18 protein-coding genes are annotated in these 17,603 nt (G+C 70.4%); 12 read left to right on the top strand and 6 right to left on the bottom strand.

Annotated elements, in window-relative coordinates; genetic code table 11:
- The first annotated feature begins 1 nt into the window (after position 1).
- A complete protein-coding gene (locus H5411_RS03495) occupies positions 2-346 on the top strand; it encodes a DUF3099 domain-containing protein (protein WP_101434706.1) in 345 nt (114 codons plus the stop codon).
- Positions 347-611: 265 nt separating this feature from the next.
- On the opposite strand, the gene H5411_RS03490 is transcribed toward H5411_RS03495, so the two are convergent.
- Genes H5411_RS03490 through H5411_RS03480 form a run of 3 tightly spaced genes read right to left on the bottom strand, consistent with a single transcriptional unit; the run spans position 612 to position 3,058 of the window.
- Positions 612-1,481 (bottom strand): carbohydrate kinase family protein, encoded by an 870-nt coding sequence (locus tag H5411_RS03490; RefSeq protein WP_183122927.1) that lies wholly within the window; start codon positions 1,479-1,481, stop codon positions 612-614.
- Positions 1,478-2,392 carry a pseudouridine-5'-phosphate glycosidase gene (locus tag H5411_RS03485; protein WP_101434704.1) on the bottom strand — a complete coding sequence of 305 codons (915 nt, stop codon included), beginning with the start codon at positions 2,390-2,392 and terminating at the stop codon, positions 1,478-1,480. Before H5411_RS03485 ends, H5411_RS03490 begins: the two co-directional genes overlap by 4 nt.
- Before the next feature lie 9 nt (positions 2,393-2,401).
- Complete coding sequence (locus tag H5411_RS03480) at positions 2,402-3,058, bottom strand: HD domain-containing protein (protein WP_101434703.1); 657 nt, start codon at positions 3,056-3,058, stop codon at positions 2,402-2,404.
- Between the two features lie 84 nt (positions 3,059-3,142).
- Here H5411_RS03480 and H5411_RS03475 point away from each other — a divergent pair, with 84 nt between their 5' ends.
- Positions 3,143-3,385 (top strand): DUF3039 domain-containing protein, encoded by a 243-nt coding sequence (locus H5411_RS03475; RefSeq protein WP_020657970.1) that lies wholly within the window; start codon positions 3,143-3,145, stop codon positions 3,383-3,385.
- A gap of 128 nt (positions 3,386-3,513) precedes the next feature.
- Complete coding sequence (locus H5411_RS03470; RefSeq protein WP_167441847.1) at positions 3,514-4,362, top strand: hypothetical protein; 849 nt, start codon at positions 3,514-3,516, stop codon at positions 4,360-4,362.
- A 1-nt stretch (position 4,363) separates the two neighbouring features.
- Here the strand turns inward: H5411_RS03470 and H5411_RS03465 are convergent, their stop codons facing one another.
- Positions 4,364-5,626 (bottom strand): YihY/virulence factor BrkB family protein, encoded by a 1,263-nt coding sequence (locus H5411_RS03465; protein WP_167441846.1) that lies wholly within the window; start codon positions 5,624-5,626, stop codon positions 4,364-4,366.
- Between the two features lie 212 nt (positions 5,627-5,838).
- Between H5411_RS03465 and H5411_RS03460 the strand changes: the two genes are divergently transcribed.
- The 5 genes from H5411_RS03460 (at position 5,839) to H5411_RS03440 (ending at position 12,591) form a co-directional block, all read left to right on the top strand.
- Positions 5,839-7,584: a DEAD/DEAH box helicase gene (locus H5411_RS03460; protein WP_183122991.1), complete on the top strand. Its 1,746-nt coding sequence runs from the start codon at positions 5,839-5,841 to the stop codon at positions 7,582-7,584.
- A 359-nt stretch (positions 7,585-7,943) separates the two neighbouring features.
- Positions 7,944-9,080 (top strand): sugar ABC transporter substrate-binding protein, encoded by a 1,137-nt coding sequence (locus H5411_RS03455; RefSeq protein ID WP_101434701.1) that lies wholly within the window; start codon positions 7,944-7,946, stop codon positions 9,078-9,080.
- 91 nt (positions 9,081-9,171) lie between these two features.
- Complete coding sequence (locus H5411_RS03450) at positions 9,172-9,945, top strand: ATP-binding cassette domain-containing protein (protein ID WP_183122926.1); 774 nt, start codon at positions 9,172-9,174, stop codon at positions 9,943-9,945.
- A gap of 20 nt (positions 9,946-9,965) precedes the next feature.
- Complete coding sequence (locus H5411_RS03445; protein WP_183122925.1) at positions 9,966-11,399, top strand: sugar ABC transporter permease; 1,434 nt, start codon at positions 9,966-9,968, stop codon at positions 11,397-11,399.
- Between the two features lie 22 nt (positions 11,400-11,421).
- Complete coding sequence (locus H5411_RS03440) at positions 11,422-12,591, top strand: ROK family protein (RefSeq protein ID WP_183122924.1); 1,170 nt, start codon at positions 11,422-11,424, stop codon at positions 12,589-12,591.
- 465 nt (positions 12,592-13,056) lie between these two features.
- On the opposite strand, the gene H5411_RS03435 is transcribed toward H5411_RS03440, so the two are convergent.
- The gene (locus tag H5411_RS03435) at positions 13,057-13,236 is read right to left on the bottom strand and encodes a DUF7455 domain-containing protein (RefSeq protein WP_037358805.1); all 180 of its coding nucleotides are present in this window, start codon (positions 13,234-13,236) and stop codon (positions 13,057-13,059) included.
- 341 nt (positions 13,237-13,577) lie between these two features.
- Here H5411_RS03435 and H5411_RS03430 point away from each other — a divergent pair, with 341 nt between their 5' ends.
- The 3 genes from H5411_RS03430 to H5411_RS03420 all read left to right on the top strand — a co-directional run bounded on the left by H5411_RS03430 (position 13,578) and on the right by H5411_RS03420 (position 16,541).
- On the top strand, positions 13,578-14,378 hold the full coding sequence (locus H5411_RS03430; protein WP_183122990.1) for an EamA family transporter: 801 nt from the start codon (positions 13,578-13,580) through the stop codon (positions 14,376-14,378).
- Positions 14,379-14,442: 64 nt separating this feature from the next.
- On the top strand, positions 14,443-15,795 hold the full coding sequence (locus tag H5411_RS03425) for a type I glutamate--ammonia ligase (RefSeq protein WP_183122923.1): 1,353 nt from the start codon (positions 14,443-14,445) through the stop codon (positions 15,793-15,795).
- The gene (locus H5411_RS03420; RefSeq protein ID WP_183122922.1) at positions 15,783-16,541 is read left to right on the top strand and encodes a DUF6885 family protein; all 759 of its coding nucleotides are present in this window, start codon (positions 15,783-15,785) and stop codon (positions 16,539-16,541) included. The genes H5411_RS03425 and H5411_RS03420 overlap by 13 nt, the downstream gene beginning before the upstream one ends.
- Here H5411_RS03420 and H5411_RS03415 read toward each other — a convergent pair.
- A complete protein-coding gene (locus H5411_RS03415; protein WP_183122921.1) occupies positions 16,508-16,897 on the bottom strand; it encodes a winged helix-turn-helix transcriptional regulator in 390 nt (129 codons plus the stop codon). The genes H5411_RS03420 and H5411_RS03415 overlap by 34 nt on opposite strands.
- Before the next feature lie 83 nt (positions 16,898-16,980).
- Here H5411_RS03415 and H5411_RS03410 point away from each other — a divergent pair, with 83 nt between their 5' ends.
- Positions 16,981-17,601 carry an NAD(P)-dependent oxidoreductase gene (locus H5411_RS03410; protein WP_101434696.1) on the top strand — a complete coding sequence of 207 codons (621 nt, stop codon included), beginning with the start codon at positions 16,981-16,983 and terminating at the stop codon, positions 17,599-17,601.
- The last annotated feature ends 2 nt before the right edge of the window (positions 17,602-17,603 follow it).

The raw sequence follows: 17,603 nt of genomic DNA, 5'->3' as shown, positions 1-17,603 counted from the left end.
GATGGAACGCGGAGGTGGTGCTGTGAACGCACCCCACGGAGCCGATCCCCGCCCCGAGCCTGTGCTGATCACCGAGGCCGAGCCGTCGCTGGACGATCAGCTGGCGGCGCGGAAGCGGAAGTACGTCATCATGATGGTGTGCCGGATTCCCTGCCTCGTGCTGGCCGGGCTGACGTATCACACGTGGTGGCTGGCGATTTTGTTCTTGGTGATTTCGGTGCCGTTGCCGTGGATCGCGGTGCTGATCGCCAACGACCGGCCGCCTCGGAAGTCGGAGAAGGTCAATCGGTATGCGCGGGACGCTCGGGCGATTGAGGGGCGGAAGCATCGGGTGATCGACGGGTAGGTCCCGGGGCTGCTCGTCGCCTGGCGGCGACATTGCGCCCGGGTGGTCGCGTGGGGGCACCCCGAAGCCCATTGTGCTGACGGACGGCGGGTGCTTGTCAAGGCGGGAAAGATGCCTTGACAAGCACCCGCCGTCCGCAGTTTGGCTTCGTATCGGGGTGCGGGGGGTGGTGTGGGTGCTTGGCTGGTCTGGGAGCGCCGGCGGCGGTTGGTCCGTGAAGGGCTCCTTGAGGGAATCTAAGTACCTGAAGGGGCCCCTCACGGAATTAGGGCTGGGGGCCGATGCGGCTTACTGCCAGTGCGCCTAGCCGGGTGCCTGCGCGTAGGACGTCCACTGTGGACTTTCCGGCCAGCCAGGTGGTGAGAACGCCTGCGTCGAAGGCGTCGCCCGCGCCGGTCGAGTCGACGCAGTTCGTTTCCACTGCGGGTGCTGAGGCGACGCCGTTCGCGTCGATCCAGCTTGCTCCGGCTAGGCCAGCGGTGACCACGACCGCGCCGACTGCGTCCAGTAGCTCTGTGGCGGAGGACGGGTCTGCGGAGCCGGTCAGGGCGACTAACTCTTCGGTGTTCGGCATGAGCAGGTCGGTGCCGCGTACGTCGTCCAGGAAGGCTGCCGGGTCGTGGATGTGGGCGGCTGCTTGGGGATCCACCGAAGTGGTCAGGCCCGCTTCTTTGGCGGCGGCCAGGGCGGCCAGACCTGCGGGGCGCGAGGACGGGTCGAGCAGGACGTAGCCGGACAGGTGCAGGTGGGTGGAGCCGGTGAGGGCGTCCGCGGTGACGTCCTCGGGGGCGAAGCGCTTGTTGGCGCCTCGGTCGGCGAGCATGCTGCGTTGGCCTTCGCCGTCTACGAGGACGACCACACAGCAGGTCGCGGCCTCGGGGTCGGTCGCGAAGGCGCAGCGGACCCCTGCGGCTTCCAGTTCGGCCCGGATCAGGCGGCCTCCGGAGTCGTTGCCGATCCGGGCGATCAGGGTCGTTTCCGCGCCCAGGGAACGGAGCCACAACGCGGTGTTCGCGCCGGCGCCGCCACCGGTGAAGCGGATTGCCGCTCGGGCGTCGCCGCCGTGGGGGAGGGGTTGGTCGTGCCGGGCGACGACGTCCAGGCCTGCGTCGCCGACTACTACGATTCCGGTCACGACAGGGCCACCGCTACCTCGGTCGCGAGTTTGGCATTCGAGAGCACCAAAGCTTCGTTCGCGTCGATGCTGACGCCTTCGCTGGCGCTGTGGAAGTGCTCCAGCAGCACCGGGGTCACGTCCGCGCCGTGCACGTCGGCGTCGGCCAGTTTCGCCAGGCCTTCTTGCAACAGCCGGTCGTGCAGGGCACGGTCCATTTCGGACTCTTCCGGGATCGGATTGGTCAACAGCACACCGGAATTCGCGTAGCGGCGGTGGGCGGAGATGACCGCCGCGGCTTGTTTCGCGTCCTCGACCCGCCAGCCGACCGGGTGGCCGGAGGAGCGGAGGTAGAACGCGGGGAAATCGTCGGTGCGGTAACCGAGGACGGGCACCGAGTTCGTTTCCAGCACTTCCAGGGTGGCGGCGATGTCCAGCACCGACTTCACGCCGGAGCACACGACCACGGTCGGCACCTTGGCGAGCACGCCGAGGTCTGCCGAGACGTCCCAGCTCTGTGCCGCGCCCAGGTGCACGCCGCCGAGGCCGCCGGTCGCGAAGACGCCGATCCCGGCTGCCGCGGCGAGTGCCGAGGTGCCGGCGACGGTGGTGGCACCGGAGCGGCCCAGGCCGACGGCGGGGCCGAGGTCGCGCAGGGACAGCTTGTCCAGGCCCGCGTCCGGGGCGCAGACGCGCTCGAGTTCGGCGGGGGAGAGGCCGATGACTGGCCGTCCGTCCAGCACGGCGATGGTGGCCGGTACGGCGCCGCCGTCCCGCACGGTTTGCTCGACGCGGCGGCCGACGTCGAGGTTCCGCCCGTACGGAAGGCCGTGCGAAAGGATCGTGCTCTCGAGGGCGACGACGGGGTGGCCGTCACGCAACGCCGAGGCGACTTCCTCGTGCACGAACAGGGGAGTGGTCTGGGTGGTCACAAACGGACATCATCTGCGATCGCCGAGCACAATGCGGCATCGGGTCAGCTCTGCCCGCAGGTTCTGGCGCGCGGCGGCTTCCCAGCGTGAGCGGGCGCTTTCGGTGAGGTACAGCGCGGGCCGGGCGAGGAGGTTTTCCAGAACGGCGGCGCGGCCGGTCGCCCAAGCGTCGTCGGGGTAGCGCGCGTACTCCTCTCGCACGTTGTCCACGTACGCGGCGTGCACGGCGGGCGGTGCGCCGAGGATGGCTAGGTCGGCGTCGAGGAGTGCTGCTGCGGCGAAGTCGCCTTCAGGTGCTTCGTGCGCGGCAGTGGCGAGAACGAGGGCTTCGGCCTGGTCGATGTGCGCGTCGGCAACCCCTGCGCGCGTGAGCCAGCGGCGAAGCCATTCCGCGCTGCGCTGTTCGTCTTCGCCGGGTACGGCGTCGTAGACGACGTCGTGTGCCCACGCGGCAAGTACGACGACGGCGCGTTCATGGAAGGGCAGGTCGGCCGCGAGTTGCTCGGCGTCGTGCGCGACGGCGGAGGCGTGGGCGAGGTCGTGGTAGCGGCGGTGCGGCTCGCGGTAGCGCATTTCGAGGTCGGCCCAGGCGTCCTGGCCGACGTGGTGGTCGCCGCCGAGCCGGGCGAGGCAGGTGTGCCACCGGGGTGCGGACTCGTGCGGCATCCGGGCTCCTGAGGGCTCCCTGGGCAGGTCAGGCGAGCGTATCCGGGCATGACCGCGGGCGCGGCGCTGAGGCATGATGGTGGGGTGAGCACCGAAACGCTGACCAAGCCGGAGACCGACAGCACCGAGTCGACCGACGACGACTCGCCGAAGATGTTCCACTACGTGCGCAAGAACAAGATCGCCGAAAGCGCGGTCATGGGCACGCACGTGGTGGCGCTCTGCGGCGAGGTCTTCCCGGTCACGAAGTCGCCCAAGCCGGGGTCCCCCGTCTGCCCCAAGTGCAAGAAGATCTACGAGGGCCTCCGTCCCGGCGGCGACGACTGAGCGAGTTTCCCGCGTGTCCCGGTGCGCGGGAACAAAGGTGAAAATCCTTCACTCGGTGGCTGTGCACCCGGGGAGGAACTGGTAGACCTGCAGTCCGGCCAGTCGCCTCCCCGCAGGAGTGTCCCCGCATGCGCGCAACCGGGATCGTGCTTTCCCTCGTCGTCCTGCTGTCCGCCTTCAGCGCCGTCGCGGCGGGCGCCGCGGACGCGGTGACCGGATGGACCACCGTCGGCTCCGACCGGGCCCGTCCGCTCGACGAGAGCCAGGGCCTCGCCACCGTCGAACGCCCGTCGGGCACCAGCATCCGCTACACCGGCATCGGCACGATCGACCCGGGTCTGGCCGCCAAGGGCTGGAACCACATCGGCGACCCGGGGTCCGCGAAGGGCTGGTATGTCGAGCCCTACCAGCGGGACGACCGCGGCGCGAAACTCTTCCGCGTCGAGGCCCCGGACGGCTCCCGCGCCGACTACCAGCACGCGCTGGAATCGTGGGAGGCCAACAACAATTCGTTCGCCGCGGTGTCGCCCGACGCGCGCTGGCTGGTGTCCGGCGAATGGGGCACCATGGACCGCCTGCTCGTCTACCCGATGCCCGGCGTCGCGGCCACCGATCCGGGCCAGAACCTGCCGTACGCGTCGGCGATCCGGCTCGACCACCCGGTCCGCGACGTCCAGGGCTGCGATTTCGTCTCCGCCACCCGGCTCATGTGCTCGTCCGATGACCCGGACGGCAGCCTCTTCGGCACCACCAAACCGTTGCTGCAGGTCGATCTCTCCGGCGCGGTCTCCGGCTCCGACGTCACCGGGCACGTCACCTCGCTCGGCCAGCTTCCGCTGGAAAGCGGCTGCAGCGGCACCTTCGAGGTCGAGGGCATCGACTACGACGAGCGCGACGGCACCCTGCGCGTGGTCGTGATGTCGCCGAGCGTCTGCGTCGCCTTCGACAGCAAGACGTGGCGGTTCCGCCAGGGCTGAGTCAGCCTTGCCTCGGACGGCCCTGGCGCGGTTCCGGGCCGGAAGACGACTCGGAACCGGCGCGTTCGTCCGAACGCTCCGGCCTCGCGAGCTGCACGGTCTCCGCTCCGGTGTGGTTCGCCTCGGCGCCGTTCTGTTCGCCGGGGCCGGCGTCGGCGTCGGCGTCGTTCTCGGAGTGCCGTTTCGGCCGCCGCAACGGCATCGTCGTGCGGTCCCACAGCCGGCGGCCCTCCTCGGCGCGCATCCGTTCGTTCGCGCGCTCCATCTCCAGCCGCCGCCATTTGCGCCGCTGCCGCCGGGTCGCCTTCGCCGGCCACAGCTCCTGGATCGCGCTGTTGAAATACGCGCCGCCGACCACCGCGAGGCCGATGAAGAACATCAGCAGCAGGAACGCGATCGGCGCGGCCAGCGCGCCGTAGGTGTAGCCGGTTTTGGTGATCCAGTTCAGGTAGATCCGCAGCCCGATGCTCGACACGAGGAACACCACGCCGGCCAGCACCGCGCCCGGCAGTCCGCGGTGCCAGGGCAGCCGCCGCGGCAGCGCGAGCTTGTACAGCGTCGTCAGCGCGAGCGCGATCATCACGCCCAGCACCGGGTAGTAGAGCGCGCCGACCCACGACGAGACCGTCGGACGCCAGTCGACCGGGAAGAACTCCGGCAGCAGATCCGGCCCGATCGCCAGCAGCGGCAGCCCGATCACGAGCCCGATCAGCGCGCACAGGTACAGCAGCAGGGCGAAAATCCGCTGCCACACCTCATTGCGGACGCCGTACTGGTCGTGCGCGACGGTGATCGCGTCGACGAACGACGACATCGCCGACGAGCCCGCCCACAGCGAGATGACGAAGCCCACCGACACGATCTCGCCCTTGCCGACGGTGAGGATGCTGTTCACCGTCGGTTCGATGATCTCCTGCACCGCGTTGGCGCTGAAAATGGTGTGGCTGAAGGTGATGATCCGGTCGTGCACGGCGGTGACCACGTTCTGGCCGAACCACTCGCCGATGAACCCGACGCTGCCCAGCAGCCCGAGCAGCAGCGGCGGCAGCGACAGCGTCTGCCAGAAGGCCGCCTCGGCGGCTTCCGAGAAGATGTTGCCGTCCCATGCTTTCGCGAGCGTGCGGGTGAGGAGCCGCCACGGCCCCCTGCGCACGGTCTTCTCCGGCACGGTCTTCTCCGGCACGCTCTTCTTCGGCACTGCCTCGCCGTTCGGCACTGCCTCGCCGGCGTCCGGTGTCACCTCGCCCATGGTGTGTTCCAGCATGGTCCATGCGCGCGGTTTTGGCTCGTCACCCCCGCCGAGAGGGGGCGTGTCGGGCGACACCACCCGTGGCGGTGGCGGGCGCCCGGGGACTCGGAAGGTAAGCTGGCCGACGTGCCCTCATCGCGGCGCCCGGCGGCGAAGCCGGTGCCACAGTGGGGGTTTTCGCACGTCACGGCCGCGCTGAGCGGCCCGAGGAGGGGGTGAACCGAGTTTTGTCCGAGACGACCCAGCCGGTCCTCGGGGCGCCGCCCGCAGCGACGGACTCCACCGCGCGCCCGCTGCGCGCCTGGCAGCGCCGAGCGCTCACGAAGTACCTGTCGAGCAAGCCGAAGGACTTCCTCGCGGTCGCGACGCCGGGCGCGGGCAAGACCGTCTTCGGCCTCCGGATCGCCGCCGAACTGCTCTCGGACCGCACGGTCGAGGCGGTCACGATCGTCACCCCGACCGAGCACCTGAAGCACCAGTGGGCGGCCTCGGCCGCGGCGGCGGGCATCCCGATCGACTCGAACTTCCGCAACACCACCGGCGTCACGTCGTCGGACTACCGCGGCGTCGCGGTCACCTACGCGCAGGTCGCCGCGCACCCCACGCTGCACCGGGTGCGCACGGAGAACCGCAAGACCCTGGTGATCCTCGACGAGATCCACCACGCGGGCGACGCGAAGTCCTGGGGCGATGCGACCAGCGAGGCGTTCACGCCCGCGGTGCGCCGCCTCGCGCTCACCGGGACCCCGTTCCGCAGCGACGACTCGCCGATCCCGTTCGTCACCTACGAACCGGACGCGGGCGGGTTCCAGCGCAGCAAGGCAGACCATTCCTACGGCTACGCCGACGCCCTCGCCGACGGCGTGGTCCGGCCGGTCGTCTTCCTCGCCTACTCCGGCGAGGCGTCGTGGCGGACCAGCGCGGGCGAGGAGTTCACCGCGCGGCTGGGCGAACCGCTCACCGCGGAGCAGAACGCGCGGGCCTGGCGCACCGCGCTCGATCCGGCGGGCGAGTGGATCCCGGCGGTGCTGCAGGCCGCCGACACCCGGCTCAGCCAGGTGCGCCAGGGCATCCCGGACGCGGGCGGCCTGGTGATCGCCACCGACCAGGACACCGCGCGCGCCTACGCCAAGATCCTGGAGCGGATCTGCGGCGAAACGCCGACGCTGGTGCTGTCCGACGACCCGAAGGCGTCCGGGCGGATCAAGGAGTTCTCCGAGACCACGGAACGCTGGATCGTCGCGGTCCGGATGGTGTCGGAAGGCGTCGACGTCCCCCGGCTGGCCGTCGGCGTGTACGCGACGAGTGCGTCCACCCCGCTGTTCTTCGCCCAGGCCATCGGCCGCTACGTGCGGGCCCGGAAAAAGGGCGAGACGGCGAGCATCTTCCTGCCGAGCGTGCCTGTGCTGCTGGAGCTGGCCAGCGAGCTGGAAGCGCAGCGCGACCACGTGCTCGGCAAACCGCACCGGGAGAAGGAAGGCTGGGACGACGAACTGCTCGCCCAGGCCAACCGCACCGAGGACGAACCGGGCGAGGAGGAGAAGGCGTTCACCTCGCTGCACGCCTCGGCCGAGCTCGACCAGGTCATCTACGACGGCAACTCGTTCGGCACCGCGGTCTTCTCCGGCTCCGACGAGGAGCAGGAGTACCTCGGCCTCCCCGGCCTCCTGGAGCCGGACCAGGTCCGCGCGCTGCTGCGCAAGCGGCAGGAAGCGCAGATCTCGGACGAGAAGCGGCGCAAGCCGAAGGCCGAGGAGCAGGCCGCCCCGGCGCCCCGGCCGCAGTCGGTGAGCGAACGGCTCGGCGCGCTGCGCAAGGAACTCAACGCGCTGGTCGGCGTGTACCACCACCGCACGAAGAAACCGCACGGCGCGATCCACAACGAGCTGCGCCGCCAGTGCGGCGGCCCGCCCACCGCGATGGCGACAGTGGAGCAGCTGGAAGAGCGGATCGTCACGCTGCGCTCCTGGTAGTTCTCCGGGCCGCGCGGCGGGGCGAAGGCCGTCTCGCCGCGCCTCGCGCACCCTCCTTTTCCTGGTAGAACGGTTCGTCCGGTTCGATCCGGGCGCCTCGACGGGCACCGTCGTGCCCCGGACCGGACAAGTCCGGACACCTTCTCGTTACGCTCAGTGCGTGGCACGGATCACTCCGTCAGTTCAGGGCGCAGATTAGGGCTGCGTTGCCGAACCGTGTCCATTTGGTGTCAGTTACTCGATCCCGCCATCTTCCGCAGAGCCGCTCGGCGGCATATGTTGTCGGCCACAACATATCTGCGACGGTGCACCGGGGCTTCCCCGATCACCCCGCGAGCATGATCGGAGAAGGAACGAGGATGCGCAGCAGAACCCTTACCCTCCTCGCCGCGACGGTGAGCGCCGGCCTGGCGCTTTCGGCGTGCGGCGCCAACAGTGCGGGCTCCGGGAACTCGGGGGGCACCAACAGCTCCGCCTCCGCTCCCGCGGGCGGCGGCGCCAGCGGCAAGGTCGGCGTGATCCTGCCGGAGACCGCCACTTCCGCCCGCTGGGAAGCCTTCGACAAGCCGATGCTGCAGGCCGCGCTCTCCGCGCAGGGCTTCAGCGCCGACATCGAGAACGCCCAGGGCGACAACCAGAAGTTCTCCACCCTCGCCGACGGCTTCATCAGCCAGGGCGTCAAGGTGCTGATCATCGCCCCGTCCGACCCGGCGGTCGGCGCGGCGATCGAGGCCAAGGCCAAGACCGCGGGCATCCCGGTCATCGACTACGACCGCCCGAGCCTCGGCGGTTCGGCCGACTACTACGTCTCGTTCGACAACGAGAAGGTCGGCGAGATCCAGGCGCAGGGCCTGGCCGACGCGCTGAAGAGCAAGCCGGGAGCCAACGTCGTCCAGATCGAGGGCGCGCCGACGGACAACAACGCGACGCTGTTCGGCAACGGCCACGACAAGATCCTCAAGCCGCTGTACGACGCCAAGACGCTGAACCTGGTGCAGAAGCAGGCCATCGACAACTGGGACGCCCAGGTCGGCGGCACCACCTTCGAGCAGATCTTCACCCGGGTCAACGGCAAGGTCGACGGCGTCGTCGCGGCGAACGACGAGCTCGCCGGCGCGGTGATCACCGTGCTGAAGAAGAACGGGCTCAACGGCAAGGTCCCGGTCACCGGCCAGGACGCGACCCCGGCCGGCCTGCAGGCGATCCTGCGCGGCGACCAGACGCTGACGATCTTCAAGCCGATCAAGGAAGAGGCCGAGAACACCGCCAAGCTGGCCGCCGCGCTGGCCAAGGGCGACAAGGCGGCCGCGGACGCGATCGCGACCGGCAAGCTGCACGACCCGAAGAACAACCGCGACCTGAAGTCGGTGCTGCTTCAGCCGCAGCTGATCACGATCAAGGACGTCAAGACCGTCGTCCAGCAGGGCTACGTCAAGGCGTCCGACATCTGCACCGGCGACCTCGCCGCCAAGTGCACCGCAAACGGCATCTCCTGACGCCGTAACTCCCCGCCAGAGCAGCCGGGCCGGGACGCGTTCCCCCGACACGCGTTCCGGCCCGGCACCCACGCGAGAGACAAGCGAAACCATGAGCGAGCCCATTCTCGACATCACCGGCCTGAACAAGAGCTTCGGCCCGGTCCACGTCCTGCACGACGTGGACTTCGGCGTGCGGGCGGGCGAAGTGACCGCGCTCGTCGGCGACAACGGGGCCGGCAAGTCCACTTTGGTCAAATGCATCGCGGGCATTCACCCGTACGACACGGGTTCCGTGCGGTTCAACGGCGCGGACGCGCACATCCGCGGTCCGAAGGACGCCGCCGAACTCGGCATCGAGGTCGTGTACCAGGACCTCGCCCTCGCCGACAACCTCGACATCGTGCAGAACATGTTCCTCGGCCGCGAGCGCGGCAGCAGCTGGCTGCTCGACGAGGCCAGCATGGAGAAGGCCGCGCGCGAGACGCTGGCGTCGCTGGGCGTGCGCACGGTGAAATCGGTCCGCACGCCCGTTTCCGCGCTCTCGGGCGGGCAGCGGCAGACCGTGGCGATCGCGAAATCCGTGCTGTGGAACAGCAAAGTCGTCATCCTCGACGAGCCGACCGCGGCGCTCGGCGTCGCGCAGACCAAGCAGGTGCTCGACCTGGTGCGCAGGCTCGCCGAACAGGGCCTCGGCGTCGTGCTGATCAGCCACAACATGGCCGACGTCTTCGAGGTCGCCGACCGGATCGACGTGCTCTACCTCGGCCGGCTCGTCGCGGACGTCCAGACCAAGGACGTGACGCACAGCCAGGTCGTCGAACTCATCACCGCGGGCCGTTCCGGCGAACTCGGCCTGGCCCGCCCCGAAGCCGTCGCGCTGTGAGCAGCGAGAAAGAACCCGCCATGACCGAAACTTCCGCGAAGCCGGAGAAGCCGGAGGCCCCCGCGGGGGCGATCGCCGACTTCGGCATCGACACCACCTCGATGTCCACCGGCGAGGCGATCAAGGACTACTTCGCGCGGATGAAGGACGGGCAGCTCGGCTCGATTCCCGCCGTGCTCGGCGTGATCGCGCTCGCCGTCCTGTTCAGCGCGCTCTCCGGCGACTTCTTCACGCTCCGCAACATCGCGAACCTGCTGGAGCAGGGCGCGGGGCAGACCATCATCGCGATGGGCATCGTGTTCGTGCTGCTGCTCGGCGAGATCGACCTGTCGGCGGGCACCGCGTCCGGCGTGTGCGCGTCGCTGATGGCGCTGCACTACGTCCGCAACGGAAACCTTCTGGGCGTCATGGGAACCGGCGTCTTCATCACGTTCATCGCGGTGCTCGTGCTCGCGGTGGTGCTGGCGCTGCTGCAGAAGATCTGGGCCGGGGCGGCGGTTTCGCTGGTCGGCATCGTGGTGATCCTGATCGGCGCGCCGGTGAACGCGTGGGTCGAAATGGTCATCGCGATCTGCACCGGCACCGCGATCGGCTGCATCACCGGTTTCCTGGTGTCGAAGATCGGCATGCCGTCGTTCGTCGTCACGCTGGCGCTGTTCATCGTGTGGCAGGGCGTGATCCTGCAGTTCGTCGGCGAAGGCGGCACGCTGCCGATCAGCACGAGCGACACGCTCAACGCGGTCGCCAACGGCAACCTCTCGATCGTCGGCAGCTGGGTGCTGTTCGTGGTCGCGGCAGGCGGATACGCGGTGCTCGCGCTCGGACAGCATTTCTCGCGGCTGAAGCGCGGGCTGGTGGTCCAGCCGACGCCGATCGTGCTGGCGAAGGTGGCCGCCGTCGCGGTCCTCGCCGCGGTCGCGACTTACCTGCTCACCGTCAACCGGGCGTCGAACGACCTCGTCGTGATCTCGGGCGTGCCGTACGTGGTGCCGATCGTCCTGGCCCTGCTGGTGGCGGGCACGTACGTGCTCAACCGCACCAAGTACGGCCGGCACCTGTACGCGGTGGGCGGCAACAAGGAAGCCGCGCGCCGGGCCGGCATCAACGTGCCGAAGCTGCGCACCAGCGTGTTCGTGATCAGCTCGTCCTTCGCGGCGATCGGCGCGATCGTGTACTCGTCGAAGGTCGGCTCCGTCAGCGGCCAGTCCGGCGGCCTGAACACGCTGCTGTTCGCGGTCGGCGCTGCGGTCATCGGCGGCACCTCGCTGTTCGGCGGCAAGGGCCGGATCATGGACGCGGTGATCGGCGGCGCGGTGCTGGCGATCGTGAACAACGGGCTCGGCCTGCTCCAGCAGAAGGCCGCGGTGGTCAACATCATCACCGGTCTGGTGCTCTTGCTGGCCGCGACCGTCGACGCGCTGTCGCGACGGCGGGCTGAGGCGTCGGCCCGCTGAGGGCTGATGGGAAGATGAGCCGGTGAGCAGCCCGCCCGTCGCCCGTCCGGACGAGGTGCGCCGGCACAACCGCACGACCCTGTTGCGCCTGCTGCACGTCGGCGGGCCCAGTACGCGGGCCGCACTGGCCACCGAACTGGGGCTCAACCGGAGCACCATCAAAACCCTCGTCGACGGTCTCGCCGAGGCGGGCGTGGTCGAGGAGAAAGTGCCGAGGCCAGGGCGAGGGGCGGGCCGCCCCTCGCTCCTGGTCCTGCCGCAGCCGCACGCCGCGGTCGTGCTCGCGGTCGACCTGCAGGTCGAACACGTGGCGATCGCGCTGGTCGGGCTCGGCGGGCAGATCCTCGGGCGCAACAGCTGGAACCTGCACGGCCGGACGCGGACGGCGGACGAGGTCATCACCCACGTGATCGAGTCGACCCGGGTGCTGGCCGGGGACCTCGGCGTGGAGCCGGTCGCGGCCGGGGTGTCGGTGCCCGGGGTGGTGCGGCGGGCCGACGGCCTGGTGCACGAAGCGCCCAACCTGCGGTGGACCGACGTGGCGCTCGGGGACCGGCTGTCGGCGGTGCTGCGGATTCCGGTGCTGGTGGCCAACGACGCCGAGCTGGGCGCGGTCGCCGAGCATTTGCGGGGTGCGGCTCGGGGGTCTTCGGATTCGGTGTACGTCTCCGCGGACGTCGGCGTCGGCGGCGGGGTGATTTCGCAGGGATCGTCGCTGCGCGGGGGCGCGGGGTACGTCGGCGAGATCGGGCACATGGCGATCCGGCCCGGCGGGCGGGCTTGCTATTGCGGGAGCCGGGGGTGCTGGGAGACCGAGATCGGCGAGGCGGCGCTGTGCCGGGCGCTGGGGCTGCCGGAGGACACGCCTCGCGGGGCGATCCTGGTGGAGCTGCGGGAACTGAGGCTGGATCCTGACTCGGCTGCTTCCCGGCTCGAGGAGTACGCGGAGTGGCTCACGCTGGGGCTCGTCAACGTGGTCAACCTGCTGGGGCCCGAGCTGGTGGTGCTGGGGGATTTGCTCACCGTGCTGCCGGAGACGGTGATGCGGTCGGTCGCCGACGAGGTGCGGCGGCGAAGCCTGGTGTCGCGGGCGGTCGGCGGGACTCGGATCGTGAGTTCGGCGCTGGGGGCGGATGTGAAGCTGCTGGGGGCGGCTGAGGTGGCGTTCGAAGTGGTGCTGGATACGGTGTGAGGTTTTTCTCGGCGGCCGTGAGGCTGTTCCCGGCGGTGCGGGTGGGCACCCCGGAGCCGGATTGTGCAAGGAGGCTTCGTATCGGGGCGCTGGGAGGGGGCTGGGTGCCCCGGCTGGGTGAAGTGCGCTGGTGCACGTTTAGGGCCGTTGCCGGGGAGGCGGGCCGGTGGGCGGACTCTGAAGAAAGCGGCTCGCCTGGTGGATGGCCGGGATGCGTCGAGGCGGCAGTCGTGGTGCGCGGGCAGAGTCGGCTAGTGCCCTGCGGTCGACGCGAGGGCAGCCCGCGCCCAGCGGCACGCGAGAGGCCAAGATCCGGCAGGCCAGCCTGCGCCGAAGCTCGGCGCAGGGCACCGGGGCCGCACAAAATCTGAGAGCGAGAAGCGCCGGTCGCCCGGCCGGGAAAACGCCGGAGGCGGCAAGCGCGTGCGCCTGCCGCCTCCGGAGCGAATCTGTCGGTGAGCGAACTTACTTCTGGATCTCCGCGGCCAGTTCCTTGAGCTTGGCCTCGTGCTCGCGGGCGTGGTGCCCGCAGAAGAGCAGCTCGCCTCCGGAGCTGAGGACAGCGCGTACCTGAGCTGCTGCTCCGCACCGGTCGCATCGGTCGGCTGCGGTCAATTCGGGGCGGGTGAGCGTGGGTGTTGTCATGGGGGTCTCCCTCCGTCCCGGCACCGGTCGCCCGGTGCCTCGATCCAGCTACGCCCACTTCGGTCTCGATGCCTTCGGCGGGGATCGCTTCCGGCTCCGCGGTGTTCGTGCTTCCACTCTTGCAGACGTTTGGCGGCCCGCAAGTGTTCCCGCGCCGGTGGGAGGTGCGTCACGCCGAATTAGCCCGGATGCCGCAGCCGCGTCCCAACCCGTAGGACCAGACCACCCGGCGCAGGGCGTTTTCCGTGGTCAGGCACCATGCGGGAGTGGGCATTGCACTCTCCTGGAAACGCGTGAACGCGATTCCGGCACCGGTCTTGTTCGTTCTCAGCGGAATTTCGATGTATGCCGGTGCGGCCATCGCGGTCGACCTTTTCGGGCACGCCACGCCGTCTGGGGTTGCGTGGCTCCGCTGTCTCGGGGCGGCCGTCGTGCTGTTGCTGTGGCGGCGGCCGCCGAAAGCCGCTTGGCGGGGCAAACGGCTGCTGCTCGCGGGCGCTTTCGGGGTCGTGACGGCCGGGATGAACGTGGTCTTTTACGAGGCCATCGCGCGATTGCCGCTGGGCACGGTGGTCGCGCTGGAATTCGCCGGTCCGGTGGTCGTCGCGGCGGTCGGGTCGCGTACGCGGCGGGACCTGATCGCGCTGGTCCTGGTGGCGGTGGGGGTGGTCGCGATCGCGGACGTGCGGATCGCGGGCAGTCCGCTCGGCGTCGTGTTCGCGCTGGCCGCGGCGGCTGCTTGGGCGGGGTACATCGTGCTCGGCAAACGGGTCGCGATCGGCGGGGACGGACTGGATTCGCTGGCGGTCGGGTTCGCGGTGGCGACCGTCGTGCTGTCGCCGCTCGCGCTCGGCACCGGGGAAGTGTGGGCTTCGCCACGCATGCTGCTGCTCGGGATCGGCGTCGGCGTGCTGTCGACCGTTGTGCCGTACGCGCTCGACCAAGTGGTCCTGCGCCGGCTCGGCCAGGCCCGGTTCGCCGTGCTGCTGGCGTTGCTGCCGGTGACGGCCGGGGTCGTCGGGTTCCTGGTGCTCGCGCAGGTGCCGAGCGTCGGCGAAGCGCTCGGGACGCTCGCGGTCGTCGCCGGGGTGGCGTTGCGCAGCAGGGAAGACGCCGGACCGGTCACTGAGCCGCCCGGGTGAACATCCGCGGATGGCCCGGGCGGCCCCGGCCCGCGATACTGGTCCCGAGCCCGAGGAGGTTGCCATGACCAAGGCGGCGTCGGCGGCGGCGAAGGACCTCGCCGCGGCGGGGGTCGTTGGCGTCCACCTGACCTGGGCGGACAACAACGGCATCCCGCGTTCGCGCGTGGTCCCCATCGGTGGGCTGGCCGACGCGGCCGTCCGCGGCGTGGGCGCGACCTCGCTGTTCGCGGTCTTCGACAGCCACGACGCCATCACCTACGCCCATTGCGGCCTCGGCACCCCGTCCGGCGACATCCGGCTCGTGCCGGTCATGGAACGGCTCCGCCGGCTCGCCGGACAGCCCGCGCTCGCCTGGGCTCCGGTGCGACAGCTCGCCGCGGACGGTTCGCCGTGGCCGTACTGCCAGCGTTCCGTGCTGGAGCGGCAGGTCGCCGAGGCGGCGAAGCGTGGTCTCGAGTTCCGTGCCGGGTATGAGCTGGAGTTCTCCGTCGCGCCGGCGGGCAGCGAGGACGTCGTGTCCGCGCCCGGACATCGCGGTCCCGCGTACAGCCCGCACGCGCTCATCGGCCTGGACGAGTTCATTGCCGCGCTGCTGCACGATTTCGCCGCGAACGGCCTGGAGATCGGCCAGCTGCACGCGGAATACGGCGTGGCACAGCTGGAATTGTCGCTCGCCGCAACGGATCCGGTCTCCGCGGCGGACGATCAGCTGCTGGCGCGCCAGACCATCCACGCCGCCGCGCACGCACACGGACTCGTGGTGAGTTTCGCGCCGATGATCGGCCTCGCGGCTGCCGGGAACGGCTGGCATTTGCACACTTCGGTCCGTCGCAAGGGCCGCAACCTCCTGGCCGGTGACGGCGTGCCGGAAGGCGATGGCGCGGCCTACGTCGGCGGGCTGCTGCGGGATTTGCCTGCGCTGACGGCGATCACGGCACCGAGCGTGCCTTCGACGATGCGGTTGCGGCCGGGGTTTTTCGCTGGTGCGTACGCGTTTTGGGGCGTGGAGAACCGCGAAGCGCCGCTGCGGTACATCCCGGGCACGGCGTTGCTCGGCGTGGAGCACGCGAATGTCGAGCTGAAGACGTCGGACGCGTCGGCCAATCCGTATCTCGCGCTGGCCGTCGTGCTCGCTGCCGGGATGGCCGGGATCAAGGATTCGGCCGTCCTGCCGGAGCCGATCGCGGAGGACCCGGGCGGCTGGAGCGAAGGGGAACGGAACACCGCGGGCGTGCTCCCGCTCCCGGCGAGTCCGTCCGAACAGGACACCGCGCTGCTGGCGAATCCGCGTGTGTCCGGGGCGCTGGGGGACGAGCTGCTCGGCGCGTTCCGCGCGGTGCGTGCCTCGGACGCGGCGTGGGCCGCCGAGCGGGCGCCCGAGGAGATCGTGGCGGCGCATCTGTGGCGGTACTGAACACGGGGCTTTCCGACGTCCACTGGCTTCCCGGCGGTGCGCGCCTGGTCGCCGAAGCCAGAGCGGAACTGCCGCAGAAGGACGGTTTGGCGGCGGCCTTCGCCGGACTCGTGACGCTGCGAGCGGCCGACATCGCGGTGCCGGACCAGGACGAGGTCGCGATCGCTGCCGGGACGGTGCGCGGATCGACCAGCCGCCCGGAAGGTGCGTTGTCCCGCACCGACTTCCGTCTTCCCGTGCCCTTCGACGAGACTGCTGCGGGCACCTCGCTGGACGGATTGGCCACAGCTATCCGGACGCTGTCGGCGGAGAGCCTGGCAGTGGTCCCGGCGGTGGGGCAGTGGCACCCTTCGACCGTGTCGGATCTGTTGCTGGGCCTGTGGGAATTGCCGCGGGTGGCGGTGCTGGCGCGGGTCGACCCGGCGGAACTGGGGTCGCCGGACACCCCGGAACGCGCGCTGCTGGACTACCTCGACACCGGCGTCCCTCCACTGTGGACGAACCGGTGGCGGCCGCCCGCGCCGCATCACGTGCTGATCGCCGGAGTGCGGCTCGGCGCGGAGGGAACTTTGCTGTCCGTTGTGGACACTTACCGCGAGCTGGGCGACGACGGCGTGCACGACCAGCCGGTGGAATGGATCGCGGCGGGGCTGGAATCGGTGCTGCTGGTGGCGGACGCCCGGCACGCGGAGGCGTTGGCGCAGGCGGTTTCCTACGCGGGGCTGCGCAGCTGCGGTGCGTCGTAGCGCTCCTGGGCGTCCAGCAATTCCTCCCAGTGCTCAGCGACCCAGCCGTACACCACCCGCATCGGCTCCAGCAGGCTGCGGCCCAGCGGGGTCAGCGCGTACTCGACCCCCGACGCGGGGTCGGCGTGCGCCGTGCGGGACACCAGCCCGGAGCGTTCGAGGCCGCGCAGCGTCTGGGTCAGCACCTTCGGCGTGACCCGGTGCAACGGAACCCGCAGTTCGGAGAACCGGCGCGGCCCGCCTTCCAGGCAGCGGACGACCAGCGCGGACCACTTGTCCCCGAACCGGAACGGCACCAGCGAGGACGGGCACAGCTCCTCGAACAGGTCGGGAGGCAATGGCTGCCGGACGGTCATCGCGGTCTCCTCTCAGTATCCCGGAGGGAACCGGCCCCCTGGCTACCTTCCAGAGCATCGACACGCCAGGAGGTATTCCCACGATGAGCAAGATCGTCATTTTCGGCGCGGGCGGCCGGGCCGGACGCCAGGCGGTCGCGGAGGCACGACGGCGCGGGCACGACGTCACCGCCGTGGTCCGCGATCCCGAGCGCTACCGCGACTTGGCCGATGTCGTCGCTGGCGATGTCACCAACGCGGTGGACGTCGCAGCGCTCGCCGCCGGGCACGACGCGGCCGTCAACGCGGCCGCGGTCTACGGCGAGGGCACCGACCCGGACGCCTTCTTCACCGGCGCCGCCCGCGCTCTCGTCACCGGGCTGCGGCAGGCCGGGGTGGACCGGCTGGTCGCGGTCGGGCTGTCCGCGCTGCTGCCCGCCGCGGACGGAACCCCGGTGCTGGACGCGATTCCGGCCGAGTTCCGGCCGTTCTGCCTGGCACACGCGGCAGGGCTCGAAGTGTTGCGCACCGAGGGCACCGGGCTGGACTGGGTGTACGTCAGCCCGGTCGGCGACTTCGACCACGACGGCGAGCGCACCGGTCGCTACGAAATCGGCGAGCACGGCGACCTCTCCGTCACGATCTCGTACGCCGATTTCGCCGTGGCGCTGCTCGACGAGGTCGAGAACCCGCGGCACGTCCGCGTCCACCTCGCGGTGGCCTGAAC

It is taken from the genome of Amycolatopsis echigonensis, assembly GCF_014174495.1.
GTDB lineage: Bacteria > Actinomycetota > Actinomycetes > Mycobacteriales > Pseudonocardiaceae > Amycolatopsis > Amycolatopsis echigonensis.
This window is presented reverse-complemented; position numbering and strand designations above follow the sequence as displayed.